Here is a 17877-nt window from a genome sequence, read left to right on the forward strand (position 1 = left end):
ATTGACGACGGTGTCCCGAACCGCAAGCCGAATTCCCCTGCCCGCGGTCATCATGCCGACCGATCTCGCGCGGCTGTCCGATCCGGCCGCGGCAGCGGCCCGCCTGCCGACCGGCGCGGCGGTGATCCTGCGCGACCGGCATCATCCGGAGCGGCGCGCCTGGGCGGAGCGCCTGCGGCGGGCCACGGCCGCGCGGGGTCAGATGCTGCTGATCGCCAACGATCCCGATCTGGCACGGGCGGTCGACGCCGACGGGCTGCATCTGGCGGAGCGCGAGGTGGGCCGTGTCGCGCCCTGGCGGTTCATCACAGCGGCGGCGCATTCGCTCGCCGCCATCCGCCGCGCCGAGCTTGTCCGGGCGGATGCCGTGCTGCTGTCCCCGGTCTTTCCCACCGCCAGCCATCCCGGCGGGCGGACGCTGGGCCTGCAGCGCGCACGCGCGATCGCGCGCGCCGCAGGCTTGCCTGTCTACGCCATGGGCGGCGTCGATCCGGGCAATGTGCGTCTACTCGGTCCCGCCTTCGCCGGCTTCGCCGCCATCGAGGCCTTCCTCCAGACCCAGTGACTGGGCGATCTCGGTCAGTTGCGCCTCCTCCAGGGTACGGATGCGCAGCGCCAGTTCGTTGGCGACGCGCGTCGCCTCCGGGCTGAGACCGGCGGTGTCGATGACGATCCGGGGGTGGGAGATGCGGGCCAGATCCTGCAGCTCGTCGGCATCGTCCCAGATCAGGTTGAAATAGGTGATGATCCGTTGCACCAGCGCCCAGCTCGGCCGGCTGCGATGACCGTGCTCCAGGGCCGAGAGGTAGGCCGGGGTGACGCCGAGCTCGCCGGCCATGGCGCGGAGCGAGACGCCGCGCGCCTCGCGCAGTTCCCGGACCCTCTGGCCGAAAGGGGTCACGGCTCCCGCCGCCGGCGCAGCAACACGTAGAGCGCGCCGTGCCCGCCATGGCCGGGCGTCGCCGCCGCCGTCGCCAGCACCAGCGGCGCCAGATCCGCCTGCTTCAGCCATTCCGGCACCCGTCGTTTCAGGATGCCCGGGGGTTCCGGATTGACGAAGGGACCGTCGGCGCTTTCCCGCACGCGGCCGCCCTTGCCGGTGATCACCAGCAGACAGCGCTTGCCGGCGGCGTGACACTGGCGGACGAACAGGGCCAGCGTCTGATGCGCCTGGGCCTGGGTCATGCCGTGCAGGTCCAGGCGCGCGTCGATCGGGTACTGGCCGCGCCGCAGCCGTTCCGCCGTCCGCCGGTCGACGCCGGCCAGCCGGCCGCGGCCGGGCGCAGCCGGACGTTCCGGCGGCACGGGCGGCGCAGAGGCAGGGGCAGGGGCGGGCCGCCGCTGCGGAGCCGGTTTCGCGGGTTGCTGCTTCTTCTTCGGGGGAGCCGCCGCCGGTTTGCTTGCCGCCGTGGCGGCCTCGGCTGCGCGGCGCGCCTCCGCCTTCAGCCGCTTCTCGGTGGAGCGCGACGGCTCGATCTCCCGGGCGACCAGCCGCCAGAGCTTCAGGTCGTCGTCGCTGAGACCCCTGCGGCGCGCCATGCGCTCACCCGCCGTCGTCGATCAGCACGATGTGCAGCCGCCGCGGCCCGTGGGCGCCCATGACGATCTTCTGCTCCACGTCGCCGGTCCGCGAGGCGCCGGAGATCATGTTGACCGTGCGCGGCATCCGGCCCTCGCCGAATCGTTCCCGGATCATTGCGAAGGCGTCTTCCATGGCGCGCACCACCTGACCGCGGCGCAGCACCACGACATGGTTGTCGGGCACGAAGTTGAGCGTCGCCGGCGTCGAGGGATCGGAGGTCATGACCAGGGTGCCCGTCTCCGCGATGGCCGCCGCCGCCGGGGTTACCGAAACCTGATCCTCGATGTCCGCGGCGCCGGTCTCCACGTCCAGCATGGGCGCGCGCGCCCATGGCAGGTCCGCCACCTCCGCTGCCGGCGCGAGACGCACCTCCGTCGGCAGGTTGTGCTGCTTCAGCCAGTCGGCGATGGCTTCCGGCGCCAGTTCGGCCGCGCCCACCCGGTCGACGGTGACGCCGAGCTCGGCGCACTTGGCGAGAAACAGCGCCAGCCGCTCCGGCTCCGGCAGATCGGCGCGCGCCGGGATCAGGCCCGGGCGGTGTTCGGCCATGCGTCGGGTGAGCGTTTCCGGGTCCTGGCGGCCGGGAAGACCGGCGGCCCGGTCGCGGACCTTGTTCAGGATCCGGTCGCGGCTGGACATCGTCGGGGCTCCTTCAGGATCGATGTCATGCCTGTATCCGCCAAAAAGGGGCGGACATGCAAGGCGGGGCCGTGAAACAATGACGGCAATGAGGGAGGAGTGAAGCATGGAACTGACCGTCGAATTTCCGTCCATCGCCTACCGCGAGGGCCCCGAGGGCGTCGCCCGCATGGCCAGGGCCATCGAGCGCATCGGCTTTGACCGCATCGACATCTTCGATCATGTCGTCATGGGCTACCCGGCCGAGGGCCGCGAGCCGTCGCCCTATCCGGCGAAGATGCCGATCCTGGAGGCCCTGACCCTCGCCGCGCATCTGGCCGCGCTCACCGAGCGCGTCGGCCTGGGCACGGAAGTGCTGGTGCTGCCTCAGCGCGACGCCGTGCTGGTGGCCAAGCAGATCAGCACCATCGACACGCTGTCGGGCGGGCGCATGCGTCTCGGCGTGGGCGTCGGCTGGCAGCCTTCGGAATACGAGGCGCTGGGCTTCGACTACGCCGACCGCGGCGAGCGGATGGACGAGGCGATCGACCTGGTGCGCGCCTGCTGGCGCGATGAGCGCATCGATCACCGGGGCCGGCACTTCAGGGTCAACGCCATGGCGATGGAGCCGAAGCCGCCGCAGGCGCCCGGCGTGCCGTTGTGGGTGGGCGGCAATTCCGGCCCCGCCTTCCGCCGCGTGGGCCGTGTGGGCGACGGCTGGCTGGCCAGCCGGGTGACGGACGCGGCCTATGCCGCAAGCGCCATGGACCGGATCCGGGAAGCGGCGGTGAAGGCGGGCCGCGACCCGGCGAAGCTCGGCTTCCAGTCCATGATCGCGCCGCCGCCCAGGGAAGGCGACGCCGCCGGCAAGGCGTTCTATGCCGACCACGAACGGGTCGCCGCCCGCGCCGCCGAACTGAAGGACATGGGCTTCGGCGCGGTGGCGCTGAACGCCACGGCGATCTTCCAGGCCGGGGCGCGCAGCGTCGACGCCATGGCCGACGAACTGGAGAAACTGCACGGCGCGATCCGCCGGGCCTGCGGCTGAGACCCGGCGGCGGCGCGGCGGCTACTTGTCGCTGTAGGAGGCGCCGAGGCCGGCGCGGGCGTCCGACTGGATGCCGTAGGGCGGAATTGGATAGCGCAGGCCGTTGGCCGACAGGTGGCCCAGCCCCTCGATCACCTTGGGCAGGAATTTCGGCGGAATGGCCATCAGCAGTTCATCCTCCATCACCCCGCCATAGCGCCGTTCCGCGAAGCAGGGGATCGACAGGCTCGGCTCGCGGGTCTTGAGGGCCCGGCCCCAGCTGTCGGCGCAGGAGCTCTCGCCGACGCAGCCCCATTCCAGCTTGCGGTAGCCGGCCCATTGCAGGCCGTTGATGAACAGGATCATCTGCGCCGGCGTGGCGTAGATCAGCGCGATGTCCGGCGGGTCGAGCCGGCCGGCGGCCAGCGGCGAGACGGCCATCGCCTTGTAGCGGCCATAGGGCACGACCTCCATCGCCGCCTGGTGGGCAGCCGTGTCGGTCTCGGTCTCGTACCAGACGCCCTTCATGCGCTCGCCGCCCAGCCACTCGTCGTCCTGCGGATGCAGGCCGATGACGGCGCCGCACTGGGCGCCGACCAGATCCTCGACGGTGATGCCGACGGTCCAGCCGAGGCGGGACGCCTGGCCGACGATCTGGTCGGTGGTGTGGATCGAGCCCGGGCGGCGGATGCGCTTGATCGCCTCCATCTCCTCGACGGTCTCGAACAGCTTCATGCCGATCGGCGTGGTGCGCAGGCGCAGATAGGTGTTCAGCCCGTCCAGAATGGCGTTCCAGTCGTAGCTTTCGGGCTCGGTGATGTCTTCCCAGGCCTTGGCAGGTGCGGTGTCGGCCATGATCGTCCTCCCCAATGACAAACGGCTTGTGTGGAAAGCATAGGCCCTCGGCGACGGTGGCGCGAGTCCGGCGGTCATGATGCGCCGGTGAATCGACCCCCTCCCGGCCGCAATGGTTCATGCCCGTTCCGGGGCCTGACCCCGGAACCCAGCGAAGAAGGCAGATCAGACTGGACCCCGGGATCAAGTCCCGGGGCGGGGTTCGAAGAAAAGCGATCTAACCGTCGAGCCGAGCCTTCAGCTCGGCGTTCTCCGCCTCCAGCGCGGCGAGACGCTCCAGGAGCTTGCCGTTCACCATCTGCAGCATCGCCTCGTCGTGGCGCGGTGTGATGTGTTGCGGGCAGTTGACGTCCCAGGCCCTGACCTCGAAGACCAGCGCCCGTTCGACTTTCGCCTTGTAGGCCGGGTCGGCCAGCCGCGCCTCCAGTTCCGCATCGCCCTCGACGATCCGCGCCTCGCCCCAGAGCTTCACCCGGCGGCGGTTGGCGTAGTCCATCAGGAAGATGAAGGCCTTCGGGTTGTCCGCCAGATTGCCCAGAGTGATGTATTGGCGGTTGCCGGCGAAATCGGCGATGGCGAGCGTCGCCGGTCCCAGAATCTTCAGAAAACCCGGCGGGCCGCCGCGGTGCTGGATATAGGGCTGGCCGTCGGCGCTGACCGTGCCGAGATAGAAGCTGTCGCGGGCGGCGATGAAGGCGGCGAGGTCGTCGTCGATTTCTGCGCGCCAGCCGCCCTTGTCCTCGATGCGCCGGTAGTTTGCGCGCGATCCGCGCGCCGCCTGCGCCGCCTTGACCGAAGGCGAGAAGGCGATGTCCGTCGAGGCCATCTTCATGGGGCTCGTCCTCTTCCTGCTTGACCGTCGGAGGCATGATCTAGGGCGGCGAAGCGGAAGCCGGAGCCTCGGCCGGTCACATCGCGGCGAGCGTGACCTTTCGGGGACAAACCGGCAGCCGCGATTGCCGCCGCCCGCGCAGCCCCCAGATCAATGTGACGACCCCGAACGAGAACAAGAACACGGGAGAGCGAAGGATGAGACGCTACAAACAGTTGGCCATTCCGCTGGCGTTCGCGGCGGGCCTGGCGATCCACGGCGGCGCGGCGGCGAACGTCGAGGCGGCGCCGGGCTCCCGGGCAGATCTGGAACGCTGCGCGGCCTTCTTCCGCGTGATGTCCGAGAACGCGACGCGGCTGGGCGGCGATACCGAGGAGTCCCGCCAGCTCGGCCTGATGTACCGGAACCAATCGGAATTGCTGGCCACCACGGCCGATGTGGAACGGCTGAAGACCGACGATACCGAACCGCCGGCGCTCGAGCGGCACTACACGCGGCTCTCGGCGGAGCTGGAACAGGCGCTCGCGCCGGACACGCCGGCCGGGGAGGCCCGCCAATGGGTTTCGGGCCGCATCGACGCATGCGATGTGGCGATGCGGGCCGCGGCGGACTGAACGGGCCGTCCTTCGACGCAGACGGACGGGCGGTTCCGATTGCGCCCGGGGCGCGCACGTCCCAGATTCGGATGCAGCATTACCGACCGCTGACCGGAGACGAGAATGATCATGCGACGCCTGTCCTGGATGTTGCCGGCCTTGGCGATGATGCTCACGGCCTGCTCGACCGGGCCGGATGGCCGGCTGCGCTCGACGCTGGGTCACACGGTTCTCGGCAAGCCGAAACCGGAGATCGTCGCCCCGGTGCACGAACTGGAGCGTTGCGCGGCATTCCACGAGCTCATGGCCGCGGAGGCCGGGTCCGGCGATCGCGCCGAGCTGAACGCCGGACAGGCCAGGCTGCTTGCGACCGCCGCGGAACTGGCGCGTCTGCAGACGCGCGAGGAAGGCTGGGACGGCGTGCCCTGGCGACGCGAGCGCCTGGCGGAGGAACTGGCGGCGCGGCGCGGCGACGGCACCGCGGATGCCTGGATCGCCGAGACCTCGGCGCAGTGCGAAGACGTGCTGGCGAAGGTGAGGTCGGCCGCGAAGACGACGGGGTAGACGGCGGCCGGAAACCCGGCCCTGCGGATCTTCAGCCGAAGGTCAGGTCGCCCTTCTCCAGCGGCGCGAAATAGGCGTCCACATCCGCATCGGTTACGCCCTCCAGCGTCGGCGGATCCCATTTCGGCGACTGGTCCTTGTCGACCACGGTCGCGCGTGTGCCTTCATAGAAGTCGTGGCCCGCGATGATGCGGTTCACCATGCGCCATTCCATGACCATGCAGTCGCGGAAGTCGCGGCGGGCGCCCTCGCGCACCTGGCGCAGCGCCACCTTGCTGGAGGTCGGCGACTTGGCGCGGATGGTCTTCGCCTGCTTCGCCGCCCATTCGCCGCCTTCGGACTCCAGCGCGGCGACGATCTCCTCCACCGTTGCGCCGGCGAAGCAGCGGTCGATCACGTCGCGGGCCTCGGCCAGCGGCGCCGCGCCCGGATCCTCGACGAAGCCGGCGATGGTCGCGCCGACATGCTCGTGGCTGCCGTCGGTGCCTTCCAGCGCCGTGGCCAGCGCTTCCAGCTTCGCCGCCGGCACGTAATGATCGGCGACACCGGCGTAGAGGCAGTCGGCGGCCTTCAGCCGCGCGCCGGTCAGCGCCAGATACTCGCCGACGCGCCCCGGGCAGCGCGACAGGAAGAAGGAGCCGCCGACGTCGGGGAACAGGCCGATCCCGGTTTCCGGCATGGCGAACATGACATTCTCGGTGGCGATACGGTGGCTGCCGGGGATCGACACGCCGCAGCCGCCGCCCATGACGATGCCGTTCAGAAAGCTGATCCACGGCTTGGGGTAGTAGTGGATGTCCGCGTTGAGGCGGTATTCGTCGTGGTAGAAGTCGTACGGATACTGTCCGCCCGCGCGGCCCTCGTCATAGAGCTTGCGGATATCGCCGCCGGCGCAGAAGGCCTTTTCGCCGGCGCCCTGAATCAGCACCGCCTTCACGCCATCGTCCCTCGCCCAGTCCCGGACCTGCGGATGCATGGCCACGACCATTTCGTGGGTCAGGGCGTTCAGCGCCTTCGGCCGGTTCAGCAGGATGGTGCCCAGCGCGCCCTTGCGCCCGAAGACGATCTCGTCATCCGTATCGGTCATCGTTTCATTCTCCCCCGACGCCTTCGCGCGGTTTCCCCTTTCAACCTGACGCCCTCGGACCTGATCCGAGGGCCTGTGTCGTGGCGGCTCCGGTTCACAGATCCTCCCCGGAACGGGGTCCGGGGCAGGCTCGTCGAGCCCGAGGACGACAGGTGATTCAATCGCTCGGCGGGCCGGCCAGCCCATCCATCCCCGGCCCGCCTGTTCATTAGCCGTCGAGCAGTTTCCGGCTGATCACCACGCGCATGATCTCGTTGGTGCCTTCCAGGATCTGGTGGACGCGGCAGTCGCGCAGATAGCGCTCGATCGGATGGTCCATCAGGTATCCGTAGCCGCCGTGCAGCTGCAGGGCCTGATTGCAGATGTCGAAGCCCGCGTCGGTGGCGAAGCGCTTGGCCATGGCGCAGGCCTGGGTCTTGTCGGGCGCGTCGGCGTCCAGCTTCGCGGCGGCGCCGCGGATCATGTAGCGCGCGGCTTCCAGCTCGGTCGCCATGTCGGCCAGCCGGAACTGCGTGTTCTGGAAATCGGCGATGGCGCGGCCGAACTGCTTGCGGTCCTTCACATAGTCGACCGTCCGCTCCAGGCAGGCGCGCGCCGCGCCGAGGGAGCAGGCGCCGATATTGATGCGCCCGCCGTCCAGGCCGGCCATGGCGATGCGGAAACCCTGGCCCTCGTCGCCGACGCGGTTCTCGACGGGCACGCGGCAGTCGTCGAACAGCACCATCGCCGTCGGCTGGGAATTCCAGCCCATCTTGCGCTCCTGCGCCCCGAAGCTGATGCCGGGCGCGTCCTTCGGAATGGCGAGGCAGGTGACGCCGCCCGCGCCCTCCTCGCCGGTGCGGACCATGGTGACGTAGACGTCGGCACGGCCGCCGCCGGAGATGAAGGCCTTGGCGCCGTTGATGACGTATTCGTCGCCCTCGCGCACCGCCTTCGTCTTCAGGCTGGCGGCGTCGGAGCCCGCGCCCGGCTCCGTCAGGCAGTAGCTGGCGAAGTGCTCCATGGTGCAGAGCTTCGGCAGGAACTTCTCCCGCACCGCATCGCCGCCGAAGCGGTCGATCATCCAGGCGGCCATGTTGTGGATCGAGACATAGGCGGCGGTCGACGTGCAGCCGGCGGCCAGTTCCTCGAAGATGATGGCGGCGTCCAGCCGGGTCAGCGCCGAGCCGCCATGCGCCTCGCCGACATAGATGCCGGCGAAGCCCAGCGCCGCCGCCTGGCGCAGCGTGTCCTCGGGAAAGATCTTGTCCGCGTCCCATTTCGCGGCATGGGGCGCCATCTCGGCTTCCGCGAAGCTGCGCGCGGCGTCCTGAAAGGCGAGCTGATCCTCGGTCAGCGCCTGCGTCATCTCATCCTCCCCGAATGCCGTCTCTCCCCTGCCGCCACGAAATAGTCGAGCCCGCCGGGGCGGTCAACGCGCGCGGGCGGGCGCCGGGAGATCAACGGGTCGGTGCGGATCTCGCGCAGCAGCTTGCGGCGCATCGCGGCGGCGAAGGCGTCATAGTCGGCCGCCACCTCCACGAAGGCGCCATAGCCGCCGATCACCTGCTCTCGGTAGTAGCGCTCGATACCGGGCTCCTGGCTCAGGATCGGCAGCCCGTTGATGACGATGCCGCCGGCGATGACGTCCTCGCGCGCGCCCTGGACAGCGGGCGCGTCGGTGTTGCGTCCGTCGCCCGATATGTCGATCACCCGCCGGCCGGCGGGCCATGGCAGGTTCTCGAACTGGCTGGCCGCATAGAGCAGGGCCTGACCGATGGCGGTGCCGCCGGCGGAGAAATAGCGCGGCGTCAGCTCCACGTCGCGGGCCAGCGTCTCGATCCCCTCCGGCGAGTCCACCGCGCGCCAGTCCAGCGCCTGACGGACCTGGCCGGGGCCCGACCATTGCACCAGGGTGAAGGCCACGCGGCCGCTGGGCCCCCCGGTGATCGCCCGCGCCACTTCCCCGTCGCGCAGGGCCTGGGCGATGCCGTCCATCTGCAGACCGAACTCGCCATGGCTGACCGAAGAGGATGCGTCGACCGCCAGCACGATCGCCACGTCGACGGTTTCGGCGCGGGCCGCGGCCCATCCGGAAAGAAGAACAGCGATCGCGATCAGAGCCGGGCGGATCATGCGCCGCACTCTAGCACGGCGCGGCGGCCGGGGCCTCGCCCAGTCGCCGCTCCACGCCGCGCAGCGCGAGCGCCACGGCGACGCCCGCGACACCGGCGGCGAGCGTCAGCCAGCGCGCGGCGGTGAAGTCGCCGCCGGCCATGGCCGCCATCCACGCCACCGCCGGCGGCCCCAGCAGGGAACCGAGATTGGTACACTGGACGATGACGCCGTTGGTGATGCCGACCTGGGCGGGGGAGGGGCTGTGCGTCGCCGCGCCGGCGAGCACCGCGCCGGGGATGGCGCCGCCGATGGCCGAGAACAGGCCCGCCAGGACCAGCCGGAACACCGGATCGAGGCCGCTGTCGTAGATCCCCAGGGTGAGCAGGCCCAGCGCCAGGCTGCAGGCGGCGATGATCTTCCAGCGCGCCGCGCCGCGGCTGAGCAGCACGCCGGCAGCGAGATTGCCGGGGATGTTGGCGGCCACTACCACGGCCACGCCGGCGCCCGCCGCCGCCGCGCTCAGGCCGACGCCCTGCAGGATGGTCGGCAGCCAGGTGAGTACGCCGAACCACTGCACCGTATAGAGCATGAAGGCGACGCCCATCAGCCAGGGCCCCGGCCGGCGGACCACTTCGGCCAGGCCGCGCAGCCGGCCCGTGCCCATCGGCCGCCGTCCGAGCCCGCGCGTCATCGTCAGGAAGACCGCGGCATAGATCACGGTCAGGCCGGCGTTGAACCACCAGACCGTGCGCCAGTGCTCCGGCGCGGCGATGAAGGGCGCCGCGGCCATCATCGCGGCGAAGCCGGCCGGCATGTAGGTGCTCCAGACCGACAGCGCCATGCGCACGTCGCGCGGGGCAGTCGCCTCCAGGATCAGGCCGGGGGCTGCGACCGCGATCACCACGAAACTGAAGGCCTCGCAGAGCCGGGACGCGAAGATCTGCGGCGCGCCGGCGGCTGTGGCGCCGAGTACGTTGCCCGCCAGCAGGACCGCCAGCGCCAGCAGCACCGCGCGGCGGCGGCCGGCATTGTCGGCAAAGACGCCGGCCAGAATGCCGGTCGCGACGGCGACGCCATTGATCAGCGACATGAAGAAGCCGGCGGCCACCAGGTCGAGGCCCAGGTCGGCGCGGATCGCGGCGATCATCGGTGGCGCCTTGCCGACCTGCGCGCCCAGCAGCATGCCCGCGCCCACCGCGGTCAGCACGACCGCCCAGCGCGTTGTCGCCGCCTTCTCCGTATCCGCCGCAGGCCCCGCCACGCGCTGTCTCCCGCCCGGTTGCGTCCGGCGGCAGCCTTGGCCGCGGCGCGCGTGAAAGGCAACCGGAATCGCGGCCGGGAGGCGGCAATGCAACCATCCCCTTCCGCGACGAAAATCTGTATGGTTCGCCGGTCAGGCTGGATCAGGAGGCTTGGAACATGACCGGCAGGCTGCGTCTCGGCGTCAACATCGACCACGTCGCCACCATCCGAAACGCCCGCGGCGGGGGCCATCCCGATCCCGTGCGCGCCGCGCGGCAGGCCGCCGAGGCCGGTGCCGACGGCATCACGGCGCACCTGCGCGAGGACCGCCGGCACATTTCCGACGACGACATCGAGCGTCTCAGCGCCCAGATCGACCTGCCGCTGAATCTGGAGATGGCGGCGACCGAGGAGATGCTGGGCATCGCGCTCCGCCACAAGCCGCACGCCGCCTGCCTGGTGCCGGAGAAGCGCGAGGAGGTCACCACCGAAGGCGGCCTGGACGTCGCCGCGCACCACCGGCACCTGACGCCGGTCGTGCGCAGCCTGGTCGACGCCGGCATCCGCGTTTCGCTGTTCATCGATCCGGAGCCGGTACAGCTCCACGTCGCCAAGGCGCTGGGCGCGCCGGTTGTCGAGCTGCACACCGGGGCCTATTGCGACGCCGAGGGCGCGGACCGGGAAGGCGAGCTGGCGCGCATCATACATGCCGCCGAATACGCTGCCGACCTGGGGCTCGAGGTTCATGCCGGCCACGGCCTGACCTTCGACACCGTCTCGCCGGTGGCCGCGATCCCCCAGGTCGTCGAGCTCAACATCGGCCACTTCCTGGTGGGCGAGGCGATCTTCTCCGGCCTCAACTCCGCCATCACCCGCATGCGCAGCCTGATGGACAAGGCGCGCGCCGCCGCCACGGGCAGCGCCAGCGCATGAGCAGCTCATGATCGTCGGCATCGGCGCCGATCTGTGCGACATCCGCCGGATCGAGCGCTCCATCGAGCGTTTCGGAAAGCGCTTTCTCGACCGCTGCTTCACCGCCGGCGAGCAGGCGGCCTGCGGCGACCGCGCCGACACTGCGGCCCGTTTCGCCCGCCGCTATGCCGCCAAGGAGGCCGCGGCCAAGGCGCTCGGCACGGGCATCGGCGAGTTCGCCGGCCTGAAGGAGATCGAGGTCGTCTCCCGTCCCAACGGCAAGCCCGACCTGATCCTCAGCGGCCAGGCGGCGGCGACCCTGGCGGGGCTCTGTCCCGCCGGCGCGGCAGGTTTTGCGCATCTGTCCATCAGCGACGAGGCGCCCTATGCACTGGCCTATGTAGTGCTGGAGGCGCGGCCGGCGGCGGCGGATCGCAATTGACTAACGGCCGCCTTTCAGCTTCAACACGGCGTCGCTCCGCCAGGCGTCGTCCGAACGACGCAATCCCCCGGCAAGACAAGGCGTTCTAATGGCTTCCAGATCCAAGGGTGGCTTCAAAGAGACCATCAAGACCGTCATCTATGCCGTGGCGATCGCGATGGTATTCCGTACCTTCGCCTTCGAGCCCTTCAACATTCCGTCGCGGTCCATGGTGCCCACGCTGCTGGTGGGCGACTTCCTGTTCGTCTCCAAGTTCTCCTACGGCTACAGCCGCCACAGTCTTCCCTTCAGCCCCGACCTGTTCGGCGGCCGCGTCCTGCAGAGCGCGCCGGAGCGGGGCGACGTCGCCGTGTTCAAGACGCCGCTGGACAACGAGACCGACTTCATCAAGCGGGTCATCGGCATGCCCGGCGACCGCATACAGATGCGCGAGAGCGTGCTGTACATCAACGATCAGCCGGTGAAGCGCGAGCGCGTGGAGGACTTCGAGTACATCGACGGCACGGGCCGGCTGCGGTTCATTCCGCAGTACCGCGAGACCCTGCCGAACGGCCGCAGCTATCTCACCCTGGACGAGAGCGCCCGCCGGCCCCTGGACAACACCGCCGTCTATACGGTGCCCAAGGGGCACTACTTCATGATGGGCGACAACCGCGACAACTCCACCGACAGCCGGGTCTCCGTGCGCAACAGCGGCGTGGGATTCGTGCCGGCGGAGAATCTCGTCGGCCGCGCCGATGTGCTGTTCTTCTCCATCGACACGGACTTCCGCTGGTGGCAGATCTGGAACCTGGTCACCAACATCCGGTACTCGAGACTGGGCGACGTGATTGAATAGACCTCCGGAGGCGATGGCAGAACTCGAGCGGGCCCTGGGCCACGCCTTTGCCGATCGCGGGCGGCTGCAGGAAGCCCTGACGCACCCTTCGGCGCTGCAGCGCGGTCGCGCGGAGCGCGGCGACTACGAGCGTCTCGAATTCCTGGGCGACCGCGTGCTGGGTCTGGTCATCGCCATGGCCATCTTCCGCGAATACCCGGACGCCAATGCCGGCCACATGGCGCGGCGCTACAACGAGATGGTGCGCAAGGAGACGCTGGCGGAAGTCGCGCTGGAGACGGGCCTCGCCGGGTACATCCGCATGTCGCCCGGCGAGCGCGAGACCGGCGGGCTGGAGAAGCCGGCCATCCTCGCCGACATCTGCGAGGCGGTGATCGGCGCGCTCTATCTGGACGGCGGCTTGCCGGCTGCGGAGCGGTTCATCGGCGAGCGCTGGCGCGTGCGCATCGCGGGGCTGGAGAAGGCGCCGAAGGATTCCAAGACGGCATTGCAGGAATGGGCCCATGCCCACGGCATCGAGCCGCCGGAATACGAACTCGTCGCCGCCCGCGGCCCCGATCATGCGCCCGAGTTCACGGTCAGGGCGCGGTTCGCGCGCGGCGAGGCCGAAGCCACCGGGTCGTCGAAGAAGGTAGCGGAACGGCGGGCGGCGGAAACATTGCTCGGCAAGGTGGAGAACGGCCGTGACGGCTGAGACGGAAGGCGACAGGCAGCAGGAGAGCCGGGCCGGCTTCGTCGCCCTGGCGGGCGCGCCCAATGCGGGCAAGTCGACATTGCTGAACCAGCTGGTCGGAACCAAGGTCTCGATCGTCAGCCCCAAGGTGCAGACGACGCGCGCCAGGGTCGTCGGCATCGCCCTGGAGGGCGCGGCGCAGATCGCCTTCGTCGACACGCCGGGCATCTTCCGGCCGAAGCGGCGGCTGGAGAAGGCGATGGTGGATGCCGCCTGGGGCGGCGTCGCCGACGCCGATCTGACTGTCCTGCTGATCGACGTCGAGCGGGGTCTCAACAGCAATGTGCGCGAGATTCTGGCGGGTCTCGACAAGCTGGGGCGCCGGATCTGGGTGGTGCTGAACAAGATCGACCTGGTGCGCAAGTACAGCCTGCTGGCGATGACGGCGGAACTGGGCCAGTCGGGTTTCGTCGACGAGGTCTTCATGGTCTCGGCGCTGACCGGCGACGGGGTCGCGGACCTCCGTGAGGCCCTCGCCCGGGCCATGCCGCCGGGGCCGTGGCTCTATCCGGAGGACCAGGTCTCGGAGATGCCGGAGCGGCTGCTCGCCTCCGAGATCACCCGCGAGAAGCTGTTCCTGCGCCTGCACCAGGAACTGCCCTATGCGCTGACCGTCGAGACCGAGAACTGGACGGAACGCCCCGACGGCTCGGTGCGCATCGACCAGGTGATCTACGTCGCCCGCGAGGGCCACCGCGCCATCGTCCTTGGTCACGGCGGCCAGACCATCCGCCAGATCGGCAGGATGGCGCGCGAGGAGCTGTCGGAACTGCTGGCGCGGCCCGTGCACCTTTTCACCTTCGTCAAGGTGCGCGAGAAATGGCTCGACGACCCCGCCCGCTACAGGGAGATGGGGCTGGAGTTCCCGAAGGGCTGAACGCGACGGCGGCGGGACCGGACGGTCATCACGCAGAAATGCGGTGAACCGGTGCGGCGCCGCCCCGTATGTTGGACGCCATGCCTCGCACCTACCGCCGCAGGTTCACCCACGCCTTCGATCACCCCGTCGAGACGGTCTGGCCGGCGCTCGCCGACACGGCGCGTTTCAACGAGGCTGCCGGGTTCCCGAAACACCGCATCCGCGAGGAGGAGCAGCCCGACGGCTCGATCCGGCTGTTCGCCGAGGGCGCGGTCAATGGCGTCGAGCTGGCCTGGGAGGAATTTCCCGTCGAATGGGTGATGGGCCAGTGGTTCTGGCACTGGCGCGTGTTCTCGAAGGGGCCCTTCGCCACCATCGGCGCCATGGTCACCTTCGAGCCGCGCGAAGACGGCCCCGGCTGTCTCTGTCACTACGAGGTGGGCGCGACGCCGCGCACCGGCTTCGGCTGGGTGATCCTGAACTGGGGCTTCTTCGCCCGCGCCGAGAAGGATTTCCGGAGCCTCTGCGGGCAGGTCGCCGAATGGGCCGAAGGGGTCGCAAGGGTGCCCTACCGGGTGCCGGGGCACGCGCCGTCGGCGGCGGAACGGATGCGGATCGAGGCCATGGTCCGGCGGCTGGAGGAGAGCCCCTACGGTCACGGCCTGGGGCAGACGCTGGTGGACTGGGTGCTGGCGGCCCAGGAGGTCGATCTGGTGCGTATCCGCCCGCTGGCGCTCGCCCCCCAGCTCGGCGCCGGACCGCGGGCGATGGTCGAAACCATGCTGCAGGGTGTGCGCGAGGGCCTGCTGCAGCAGCGCTGGGACCTGCTCTGTCCGCGCTGCCGCGGCGCCAAGCTCTCGGCCGACGGACTCGACAGGCTGCCCGAGCGCGCCCATTGCGCGGCCTGCAATGTCGACTACGAACGCGATTTCGCGCGCAATGTGGAGCTGACCTTCACGCCCGCCCCGGCGCTCCGTCCGGTCTATGACGGCGAATACTGCCTGGGCGGGCCGATGTCGACGCCGCACGTCATGGCGCAGGTGCGCCTGGATCCCCGGGCAGCGCGGGACTGGCCGGGCGAACTGCCGCCGGGTCCCTACCGCGCCCGGGAACTGCGCGGCGGTCCCTATGCCGAGTTCGAACATGATGGCGGGGCGCTGCCCACCGTGGCGCTGGCCGAGGATGCGGTGACGCTTGGCGCGCCGGCGCCGACGGGGCGCATCGCCTTCCGCAACGACGACAGCAGCCTCCGCTATGCCCTGATAGAGCGCCGCGACTGGGCCATCGATGCGCTGACGGCGGAGCGCGCGACGGCGCTGCATGCTTTCCGCGACCTCTGCGCCGCCGACACACTGCGTCCCGGCGACGGCGCCGGCATCAGCCAGGTGGCGCTGATGTTCACGGACCTGAAGGGTTCCACCCGGCTCTACCGCAGCGCCGGCGACGCGCCCGCATACGCCGCCGTGCGCAGCCATTTCGTCTATCTCGCCGATCATGTCCGCCGCCATGACGGCGCGGTGGTGAAGACCATGGGTGACGCCGTTCTCGCCGCCTTCGCCGAGTCGCGCGACGCCCTCGCCTGCGCCGTCGCCATCCAGCGCGGCATGGATGCCTTCAATCTCCGCGAGCAGTCGGCGCTGGTGGTCAAGATCGGCATTCACGCCGGGGCCTGTCTGGCGGTGACGCTCAACCGCCGTCTGGACTATTTCGGTCAGACCGTGAACCTCGCCGCCCGCCTGCAGGACCAGTCACGGGGCGGCGACATCGTCTTTTCGGAAGCGGTGCGGGCGGATCCCACCGTCCGGGCGATGGCCGATGCGCTCTCGCCGACGCACGAATGCGCCGAACTGCGCGGCATTGATGAGGCGATCGCCTTCTGGCGCGCCGCCGCACCCTGAATTCGCTCCTTTTTAAGGGCGTGAGCGTTCGAATCGTCCGCCCGGGGCTGTTATACAGGGGCCATGGATGACCCTTTCGATCTCGGCGCCGCGGAGCCGGCCGGACGCGGCGAGGCGCGCTTTCCCTATCTGGAAACGCTGAATCCGCCCCAGCGCCAGGCGGTGGAGGCCCTGGACGGGCCCGTTCTGGTGCTGGCGGGCGCCGGCACCGGCAAGACGCGCGTGCTCACCACGCGGCTGGCGCACCTGCTCAATCTCGGCAAGGCCCGGCCCTGGGAAGTGCTGGCGGTGACCTTCACCAACAAGGCCGCCCGCGAGATGCACGACCGCGTCGGCCAGCTCATCGGCCAGGCCGTCGAAGGCGTCTGGCTGGGCACCTTCCACGCCATCGGCGTCCGCATCCTGCGCCGCCACGCCGAACTGGTGGGCCGCACCTCGGGCTTCACCATTCTCGACGACGACGATCAGCAGCGCCTGATCAAGCAGTTGCTGGAAGCCGAGGACATCGACGTCAAGCGCTGGCCGCCCAGGGCCTTCGCCTCGGTCATCGACGGCTGGAAGAACAAGGGGCTGACGCCGGCAAAGGTGCAGGAAGGCGATTCGGGCTTCGCCGACGGCAAGGCGAAGGCGCTCTACAAGCTCTACCAGGACAGGCTGCAGACGCTCAACGCCTGCGATTTCGGCGACCTGCTGCTGCTGACGACCGAACTCTTCCTCAACCATCCGGACGTGCTGGCCGACTATCACCGCCGCTTCCGCTACATCCTGGTCGACGAATACCAGGATACCAATGTCGCCCAGTATCTCTGGCTCCGGCTGCTGGCCCAGGGCGCGCGGAACATCTGCTGCGTCGGCGACGACGATCAGTCGATCTACGGCTGGCGCGGGGCGGAGGTCGGCAACATCCTGAAGTTCGAGACCGATTTTCCCGGCGCGAAGGTGATTCGCCTGGAGCAGAACTACCGCTCGACGGGGCCGATCCTGGAGGCGGCCAGCGGCCTGATCGCCAACAACGAGGACCGCCTGGGCAAGACGCTCTGGACCGACGTGCCCGACGGCGAGAAGCTGGTCGTGCAGGGCGTCTGGGACGGCGAAGAGGAAGCGCGCCAGATCGGCGAGGAGATCGAGGCGCTGCAGCGCAGGGGCGAAAGCCTCAGCCAAGTCGCCATCCTGGTCCGCGCCACCTTCCAGATGCGCTATTTCGAGGACCGCTTCATCGAGATCGGCCTGCCCTACCAGATCGTCGGGGGGGTGCGCTTCTACCAGCGCCAGGAGATCAAGGACGCCACCTGCTATCTCCAGATCATAGCCCAGCCGGACAACGACCTAGCCTTCGAGCGCATCGTCAACACGCCGAAGCGCGGCCTGGGCGACGCCACCGTCCAGAAGCTTCACCAGATCGCGCGGACGGCGCGCCAGTCCCTCTACCGCGCCGCCGAGGCCATCGTGGAGACCGAGGAACTGGGGCCGAAGGCCCGGGGCAGCCTGAAGCGGCTGATGGAGGATTTCGCCCGCTGGCGGCTGCAGGCCCCGGACCTCTCGCCGGCGGAGCTGGCCGAGGTGGTGCTGGAGGAATCGGGCTACACGGAGATGTGGCAGCGCGACAAGAGCCCGCAGGCCCCGGCGAAACTGGACAACCTGAAAGAAATGGTCTTCGCCATGGAGGACCATGAGACGCTGGCGAGCTATCTCGAG

20 protein-coding genes (1 of these 20 running past the window's edge) are annotated in these 17877 nt (G+C 69.7%); 11 read left to right on the forward strand and 9 right to left on the reverse strand.

The genetic code is table 11. The features are described from left to right. Position 1: 1 nt before the first annotated feature. The gene (locus TEF_02475; protein ID ANK79780.1) at positions 2-565 is read left to right on the forward strand and encodes a hypothetical protein; all 564 of its coding nucleotides are present in this window, start codon (positions 2-4) and stop codon (positions 563-565) included. Here TEF_02475 and TEF_02480 read toward each other — a convergent pair. The 3 genes from TEF_02480 to TEF_02490 are packed head-to-tail and all read right to left on the reverse strand — an operon-like array spanning position 506 to position 2221. Further along, positions 506-901: a transcriptional regulator gene (locus TEF_02480; protein ID ANK79781.1), complete on the reverse strand. Its 396-nt coding sequence runs from the start codon at positions 899-901 to the stop codon at positions 506-508. The genes TEF_02475 and TEF_02480 overlap by 60 nt on opposite strands. Beyond that, the gene (locus TEF_02485; protein ID ANK79782.1) at positions 898-1539 is read right to left on the reverse strand and encodes a hypothetical protein; all 642 of its coding nucleotides are present in this window, start codon (positions 1537-1539) and stop codon (positions 898-900) included. Before TEF_02485 ends, TEF_02480 begins: the two co-directional genes overlap by 4 nt. A gap of 4 nt (positions 1540-1543) precedes the next feature. Beyond that, positions 1544-2221, reverse strand: coding sequence for a hypothetical protein (locus tag TEF_02490; GenBank protein ID ANK79783.1), 678 nt, complete (start codon positions 2219-2221; stop codon positions 1544-1546). Positions 2222-2327: 106 nt separating this feature from the next. Here TEF_02490 and TEF_02495 point away from each other — a divergent pair, with 106 nt between their 5' ends. Continuing rightward, on the forward strand, positions 2328-3248 hold the full coding sequence (locus tag TEF_02495; GenBank protein ANK79784.1) for a hypothetical protein: 921 nt from the start codon (positions 2328-2330) through the stop codon (positions 3246-3248). 21 nt (positions 3249-3269) lie between these two features. Here TEF_02495 and TEF_02500 read toward each other — a convergent pair whose 3' ends face one another. Both TEF_02500 and TEF_02505 read right to left on the reverse strand, forming a co-directional pair. Further along, positions 3270-4082, reverse strand: a complete 813-nt coding sequence (locus TEF_02500; protein ID ANK79785.1) for a hypothetical protein — start codon at positions 4080-4082, stop codon at positions 3270-3272. A 217-nt stretch (positions 4083-4299) separates the two neighbouring features. Then, on the reverse strand, positions 4300-4914 hold the full coding sequence (locus TEF_02505) for a pyridoxamine 5'-phosphate oxidase (protein ID ANK79786.1): 615 nt from the start codon (positions 4912-4914) through the stop codon (positions 4300-4302). Between the two features lie 215 nt (positions 4915-5129). On the opposite strand from TEF_02505, the gene TEF_02510 reads away from it, so the two are divergent. Then, the gene (locus TEF_02510; protein ANK79787.1) at positions 5130-5528 is read left to right on the forward strand and encodes a hypothetical protein; all 399 of its coding nucleotides are present in this window, start codon (positions 5130-5132) and stop codon (positions 5526-5528) included. Between the two features lie 105 nt (positions 5529-5633). Next, positions 5634-6074 (forward strand): hypothetical protein, encoded by a 441-nt coding sequence (locus tag TEF_02515; GenBank protein ANK79788.1) that lies wholly within the window; start codon positions 5634-5636, stop codon positions 6072-6074. A gap of 31 nt (positions 6075-6105) precedes the next feature. Here TEF_02515 and TEF_02520 read toward each other — a convergent pair whose 3' ends face one another. The 4 genes from TEF_02520 to TEF_02535 all read right to left on the reverse strand — a co-directional run bounded on the left by TEF_02520 (position 6106) and on the right by TEF_02535 (position 10519). After that, the gene (locus tag TEF_02520; GenBank protein ANK79789.1) at positions 6106-7161 is read right to left on the reverse strand and encodes an enoyl-CoA hydratase; all 1056 of its coding nucleotides are present in this window, start codon (positions 7159-7161) and stop codon (positions 6106-6108) included. 208 nt (positions 7162-7369) lie between these two features. Further along, the gene (locus TEF_02525) at positions 7370-8509 is read right to left on the reverse strand and encodes an acyl-CoA dehydrogenase (protein ANK79790.1); all 1140 of its coding nucleotides are present in this window, start codon (positions 8507-8509) and stop codon (positions 7370-7372) included. Further along, positions 8506-9276 carry a hypothetical protein gene (locus tag TEF_02530; protein ID ANK79791.1) on the reverse strand — a complete coding sequence of 257 codons (771 nt, stop codon included), beginning with the start codon at positions 9274-9276 and terminating at the stop codon, positions 8506-8508. The genes TEF_02525 and TEF_02530 overlap by 4 nt, the downstream gene beginning before the upstream one ends. Before the next feature lie 10 nt (positions 9277-9286). After that, a complete protein-coding gene (locus tag TEF_02535) occupies positions 9287-10519 on the reverse strand; it encodes a hypothetical protein (GenBank protein ANK79792.1) in 1233 nt (410 codons plus the stop codon). 158 nt (positions 10520-10677) lie between these two features. Here TEF_02535 and TEF_02540 point away from each other — a divergent pair, with 158 nt between their 5' ends. From TEF_02540 to TEF_02570, 7 genes are all read left to right on the forward strand, one after another. Continuing rightward, positions 10678-11433: a pyridoxine 5'-phosphate synthase gene (locus TEF_02540; GenBank protein ID ANK79793.1), complete on the forward strand. Its 756-nt coding sequence runs from the start codon at positions 10678-10680 to the stop codon at positions 11431-11433. Positions 11434-11440: 7 nt separating this feature from the next. Beyond that, complete coding sequence (locus tag TEF_02545; GenBank protein ID ANK79794.1) at positions 11441-11854, forward strand: holo-ACP synthase; 414 nt, start codon at positions 11441-11443, stop codon at positions 11852-11854. Between the two features lie 88 nt (positions 11855-11942). Beyond that, the gene (locus TEF_02550) at positions 11943-12692 is read left to right on the forward strand and encodes a signal peptidase I (GenBank protein ID ANK79795.1); all 750 of its coding nucleotides are present in this window, start codon (positions 11943-11945) and stop codon (positions 12690-12692) included. Positions 12693-12705: 13 nt separating this feature from the next. Further along, positions 12706-13386, forward strand: coding sequence for a ribonuclease III (locus TEF_02555; GenBank protein ANK79796.1), 681 nt, complete (start codon positions 12706-12708; stop codon positions 13384-13386). After that, the gene (locus TEF_02560; GenBank protein ANK79797.1) at positions 13376-14302 is read left to right on the forward strand and encodes a GTPase Era; all 927 of its coding nucleotides are present in this window, start codon (positions 13376-13378) and stop codon (positions 14300-14302) included. The genes TEF_02555 and TEF_02560 overlap by 11 nt, the downstream gene beginning before the upstream one ends. A 68-nt stretch (positions 14303-14370) precedes the next feature. Continuing rightward, entirely contained in the window at positions 14371-16182 is a 1812-nt protein-coding gene (locus tag TEF_02565; GenBank protein ID ANK79798.1) for a hypothetical protein, read from the forward strand. Positions 16183-16245: 63 nt separating this feature from the next. Next, on the forward strand, positions 16246-17877 hold the 5' portion of the coding sequence (locus tag TEF_02570; GenBank protein ANK79799.1) for a hypothetical protein. 678 nt of this gene lie beyond the right edge of the window; only the first 1632 of its 2310 coding nucleotides appear in the window; it begins with the start codon at positions 16246-16248; its stop codon lies off the right edge, out of view.

Source organism: Rhizobiales bacterium NRL2, assembly GCA_001664005.1.
Lineage (GTDB): Bacteria > Pseudomonadota > Alphaproteobacteria > Minwuiales > Minwuiaceae > Minwuia.